Origin of the sequence: Streptomyces zinciresistens K42 (assembly GCF_000225525.1) — a bacterium.
Taxonomy (GTDB): domain Bacteria; phylum Actinomycetota; class Actinomycetes; order Streptomycetales; family Streptomycetaceae; genus Streptomyces; species Streptomyces zinciresistens.
Window position 1 is genome coordinate 1 of sequence record NZ_AGBF01000320.1, and the last position, 4,719, is coordinate 4,719.

Here is a 4,719-nt window from a genome sequence, read left to right on the forward strand (position 1 = left end):
CCGCCGTGCCGAGGGGCCGCGCGAGGGCCTGGGCGAGCGGCCCGGAGTCGGCGAGGTCGGCGAGCGCGCGGGCGGCGCGGTCGGTGCGGCGGGCCTTGCGGGTCAGCGAGCGCAGCACCCGGCCGGCGGTGGTGTAGGCGGCGGCGAGGGCGCAGCCGGCGAGGAGCGCGTAGAAGGTGATGCGGGGGGTGGTCAGCGCCGTCAGGACCGCGATCATGGCCCAGCGCTCACCGATGGGCAGGACGATCATGCGGCGGGCCCAGACGGTCCAGCCGACGCTGTCGAGCCGGTCGGACAGGGCGGCGGTGGGGCTGGTGTTGGCGGCGGCGTCGTGGTTGGCCTCGTTGAAGGAGAAGTCCACGACGTGCCGGCAGGTCTGCAGGACCATCGCGCCGAGGGCGAGGCCCCATACGTCGTCGCCGCCGCGGGCGGCGCCCAGGGCGAGACCGGCGTAGTAGGCGTACTCCTTGGCGCGGTCGAAGGTGGCGTCGAGCCAGGCGCCGAGGGTGGAGTACTGCAGGGAGTAGCGCGCGAGCTGGCCGTCGGTGCAGTCCAGGACGAACGAGAGGATCAGCAGGAGCCCCGCCGCGACGAAGCCGCCCCGGGTGCCGGTGGCGGCGCAGCCCGCCGCGATCAGCGCGGTGATCAGGGAGGCGGTGGTGACCTGGTTGGGGGTCATGCCCCGGCGGGCGCACCAGCGGGCGAGGTAGCGGGAGTAGGGGCTGATGAAGAAGGTCGTGAAGAAGCCGTCGCGGGACTTCACGGCCGACTTCAGGCGGACGGCCTCGTCGTCGACGGCGGCGACGGCCTGCCGGGCCTCGTTGCGGGCCTGCGGGTCGGCCGGGACGGCGGCGACCAGGCTGCCGAGGTCGGGCCGGTGGACGCCGGTGCCCTCGTCGCCGAGGGCGGCCGCGACGCGGTCGGCGAGGCTGTCCGGGGCCACGGCCGTGCCGCCGCCCGCGCTGGTCTCGCGGGCCATGGCGCGGGTGAGGGCCTGGCGCCCGTCGGGCCGGGCGGTCAGGGCGCCGGGGATCGCGGCGAGCGGGAAGCGGGGGTCGGTCAGGCCGAGGCGCAGCGCGTGCGGGTGGCCGACGAAGCGGGCGTCGACCAGGGCGACGCGCCGGTCACCGGGCACCTGGGCGAGGAGCGTCTCGGTCTCGGCCGGGTCGGCGGCGACCCGCACGTCGTAGCCGAGGGACCGCAGATCGCCCTCGATCGACGATCCGGGGACCGGCTGACCGGTGAGGATGGCGGTCGGCAACCGAACTCACTCCCTGGGTGCCGGCGTCAGCGCACCGGTCGTGTTCATGGTGGCGGCGCCCCTTGCCGGTGGCGTCCGGGCGGCGTGTCGGCAGAGGCTATCGGATGGCGGGAGGGCCACGTTCACCGGCCGTTGGGCGCAGCGATCCGTGCGGTTCGCCGGTGCTTCGCCGCGCTCATCATCGGTGATCGCGGGCTCCGCCCACAAACCCGGCCCACCAGACCGGGGCATCGAGGACATTGCGCTCCGGGACGGCGGCTGCACATAGGGTGGGCGACCATGACTTGGCTGATCACAGGCGGAGCCGGCTACATCGGGGCACATGTGGCGAGCGCCATGACCGGTGCCGGAGAACATGTCCTCGTCCTCGACGACCTCTCGGCCGGCCGGCCGTCGCGGCTCCCGCAGGGCGTCCCGCTCGTCGAGGGGTCGTCGCTGGACGGCGGCCTGCTGAAGCGGGTGTGCGCCGAGCACGGGGTGACGGGGGTGGTGCATCTCGCCGCCCGCAAGCAGGTCGGTGAGTCGGTGGCGCAGCCCGCCCGCTACTACCGGGAGAACGTGGGCGGCCTCGCCACGCTGCTGGAGGCCGTCGCCGAGGCGGGGGTCGGGCGGTTCGTCTTCTCGTCGTCCGCCGCGGTGTACGGCACTCCGGAGGTGGACCTCATCACGGAGGACACCCCGTGCGCGCCGGTGAACCCCTACGGCGAGACCAAGCTCGCCGGCGAGTGGCTGGTGCGGGCGGCGGGCGCGGCGCACGGCATCGCGACGGTGTGCCTGCGCTACTTCAACGTGGCGGGCTCGGCGGCGCCGGAACTGGCCGACACGGGGGTCTTCAACATCGTGCCGATGGTCTTCGACCGGCTCACCCGGGGCGAGGCCCCGCGGATCTTCGGCGCGGACCATCCGACGCCGGACGGCACGTGCGTCCGGGACTACATCCATGTCGCCGACCTGGCGGAGGCGCACCTCGCGGCGGCCCGCCGGCTCGCCGCGCCGGACGCGCGCGGCGATCTGACCGTCAACATCGGCACCGGCCGGGGCGTGTCCGTCCGGGAGCTGATCACCGTCATCGGTGAGGTGACCGGCGACCACCGCGCCCCCGTGGTCGAGGCGCGGCGGCCCGGGGACGCACCGCGCGCGGTCGCCTCGGCCGCGCTGGCCGCCCGGGAGCTGGGCTGGACGGCGCGGCGCGGGGTGCGCGAGATGGTCGGATCGGCGTGGGACGGGTGGCTGCTTCACCAGGGTGACCGTCCCGGCGAATGATCATTCAGGTGCGGTGACCTGCGGATCGTTTCCGCAGGTCACGGCATATGACAACGGTGTTCAGTGCCGCGTTGCCGGATACCCCCCTCCCGTAGTTCACTGGGGCTCCGGCCGGCGGGTTTCGGCCGTCCGATGACACAGAGAGGCGGCTCTCATGGGAGCTGGGCACGACCACGGGCACTCACACGCGCCCACCACCGGGACGGCGGCGGCGGCGTACCGCGGCCGCCTGCGCATCGCGCTGGGCATCACGGTGACCGTGATGGTGGTGGAGATCGTGGGCGGACTGATCGCCGACTCGCTCGCCCTGATCGCCGACGCGGCGCACATGGCGACGGACGCGGTGGGCCTGAGCATGGCCCTGCTGGCCATCCACTTCGCGAACCGGCCGGCGAGCACCAAGCGCACCTTCGGCTTCGCACGGGCCGAGATCCTCGCCGCGCTCGCCAACTGCCTGCTGCTGCTCGGTGTCGGCGTGTACGTGCTGTACGAGGCGATCCAGCGGTTCGTCACACCGGCGGAGACCGAGGGCGGCCTGACGCTCATCTTCGGCGCCATCGGCCTGGTCGCCAACATCATCTCGCTGTCGCTGCTGATGCAGGGCCAGAAGGAGAGCCTGAACGTGCGCGGCGCGTTCCTGGAGGTGGCGGCGGACGCGCTGGGCTCGGTGGCGGTCCTCGTGTCGGCCACCCTGATCCTCACCACCGGCTGGCAGGCGGCGGACCCGATCGCCTCGCTGATCATCGGCCTCATGATCGTGCCCCGCACGATCAAGCTGCTGCGCGAGACCCTGGACGTCCTGCTGGAGTCGGCCCCCAAGGACGTCGACATGGCGCAGGTGCGGACCCACATCATGGAGCTGGACGGGGTGGAGGACGTGCACGACCTGCACGCCTGGACGATCACCTCGGGCATGCCGGTGCTGTCGGCGCACGTGGTGGTGCGGCCGGAGGTCCTGAGCGGCGTCGGCTACGAGAAGATGCTGCACGAACTCCAGGGCTGCCTCGGCGACCACTTCGACGTGGGGCACTGCACCTTCCAGATGGAGCCGGCGGGGCACGCCGAGCACGAGTCGCGGGTCTGCCACTGACACAGCCGTGCGGGCCGCCGGAACATCCGTGCGGACGGAATGCAGCGATCCGGTGGTCCCGCGCGTCCTGCTGCCCACAGCGCCCGGCGCGGCGGTTCCCCACCCGCCGCGCCGGGCACATTCACGTGCCGGGAGTGTCGGATCCGTACGGCACACTTGGGGCGCAACACCGATGCGAAGGATGGGTATGCCGATCACACCTGCCACCACGACGCACCGTCCGTCGAACGGCACCGCTGACGAGATTCTGCTGGAACTGGTCGACGAGAACGGTGTGACGATCGGCACCGCGGAGAAGCTGGCCGCCCACCAGTCGCCGGGACAACTGCACCGCGCCTTCTCGGTGTTCCTCTTCGACGAGCAGGGCCGGCTGCTGCTCCAGCGGCGGGCGCTCGGCAAGTACCACTCCCCCGGCGTCTGGTCCAACACCTGCTGCGGCCACCCCTACCCCGGGGAGGCGCCCTTCGCCGCCGCCGCCCGGCGCACCCACGAGGAGCTCGGTGTCTCGCCGTCGCTGCTCGCCGAGGCGGGCACCGTCCGCTACAACCACCCGGACCCGGCCTCGGGCCTGGTGGAGCAGGAGTACAACCATCTCTTCGTCGGGCTGGTGCAGGCCCCCCTGCGGCCGGACGCGGAGGAGGTCGGCGAGACGGCCTTCGTGAGCCCGGCCGAGCTGGCGGAGCGGCACGGGAAGGACACCTTCTCGTCCTGGTTCATGACCGTGCTGGACGCGGCGCGTCCCGCCGTCCGCGAGCTGACGGGCCCGTCGGCCGGCTGGTGACCGGCCCCGGCCCCGGTCACCGCACCGGGAGACCGCTGAAGACCTTGCTCCGGCTGCCCGGCCCGCCCTGGATTGCCGATGAATACCGATGGCCATCGACCAGGGCAAACCGGGCGCCGTTTCACGATCTTCATGAGCCTTCCAGGGCGTGTGTCGAAAGTAGCGTCGTCCGCCCGCAGGGCGGGCCCGGCGGCGTCTGGTGCGTGCGATCACAAGGCGGAGGGCCGCCCCGATACCGGACGCATCGGGGTGATCCCGACAACGCGGCGAGCGTGCGTGCCAGACGCCGCCGGGCAGGCGGGACTTTCGAAACCCGCCCTAGGT

4 protein-coding genes are annotated in these 4,719 nt (G+C 73.0%); 3 read left to right on the forward strand and 1 reads right to left on the reverse strand.

All coding sequences use genetic code 11. From position 1 onward, the window contains the following. The coding region (locus SZN_RS35455; protein ID WP_007504989.1) for a CDP-alcohol phosphatidyltransferase family protein at positions 1–1,261 on the reverse strand (1,261 nt) is incomplete at its 3' end. Positions 1,262–1,540: 279 nt separating this feature from the next. On the opposite strand from SZN_RS35455, the gene galE reads away from it, so the two are divergent. The 3 genes from galE to idi all read left to right on the forward strand — a co-directional run bounded on the left by galE (position 1,541) and on the right by idi (position 4,395). Beyond that, a complete protein-coding gene (galE, locus tag SZN_RS35460; protein WP_043734869.1) occupies positions 1,541–2,524 on the forward strand; it encodes a UDP-glucose 4-epimerase GalE in 984 nt (327 codons plus the stop codon). A 154-nt stretch (positions 2,525–2,678) separates the two neighbouring features. Continuing rightward, entirely contained in the window at positions 2,679–3,614 is a 936-nt protein-coding gene (locus SZN_RS35465) for a cation diffusion facilitator family transporter (protein WP_007504995.1), read from the forward strand. A gap of 187 nt (positions 3,615–3,801) precedes the next feature. After that, positions 3,802–4,395, forward strand: a complete 594-nt coding sequence (gene idi / locus SZN_RS35470; RefSeq protein WP_007504998.1) for an isopentenyl-diphosphate Delta-isomerase — start codon at positions 3,802–3,804, stop codon at positions 4,393–4,395. The last annotated feature ends 324 nt before the right edge of the window (positions 4,396–4,719 follow it).

What these genes read in the sequence shown, in the direction of transcription:
- galE (WP_043734869.1), top strand. Translation starts at nt 1,541, where the DNA reads ATGACTTGGCTGATCACAGGCGGAGCCGGCTACATCGGGGCACATGTG.
- SZN_RS35465 (WP_007504995.1), top strand. Translation starts at nt 2,679, where the DNA reads ATGGGAGCTGGGCACGACCACGGGCACTCACACGCGCCCACCACCGGG.
- idi (WP_007504998.1), top strand. Translation starts at nt 3,802, where the DNA reads ATGCCGATCACACCTGCCACCACGACGCACCGTCCGTCGAACGGCACC.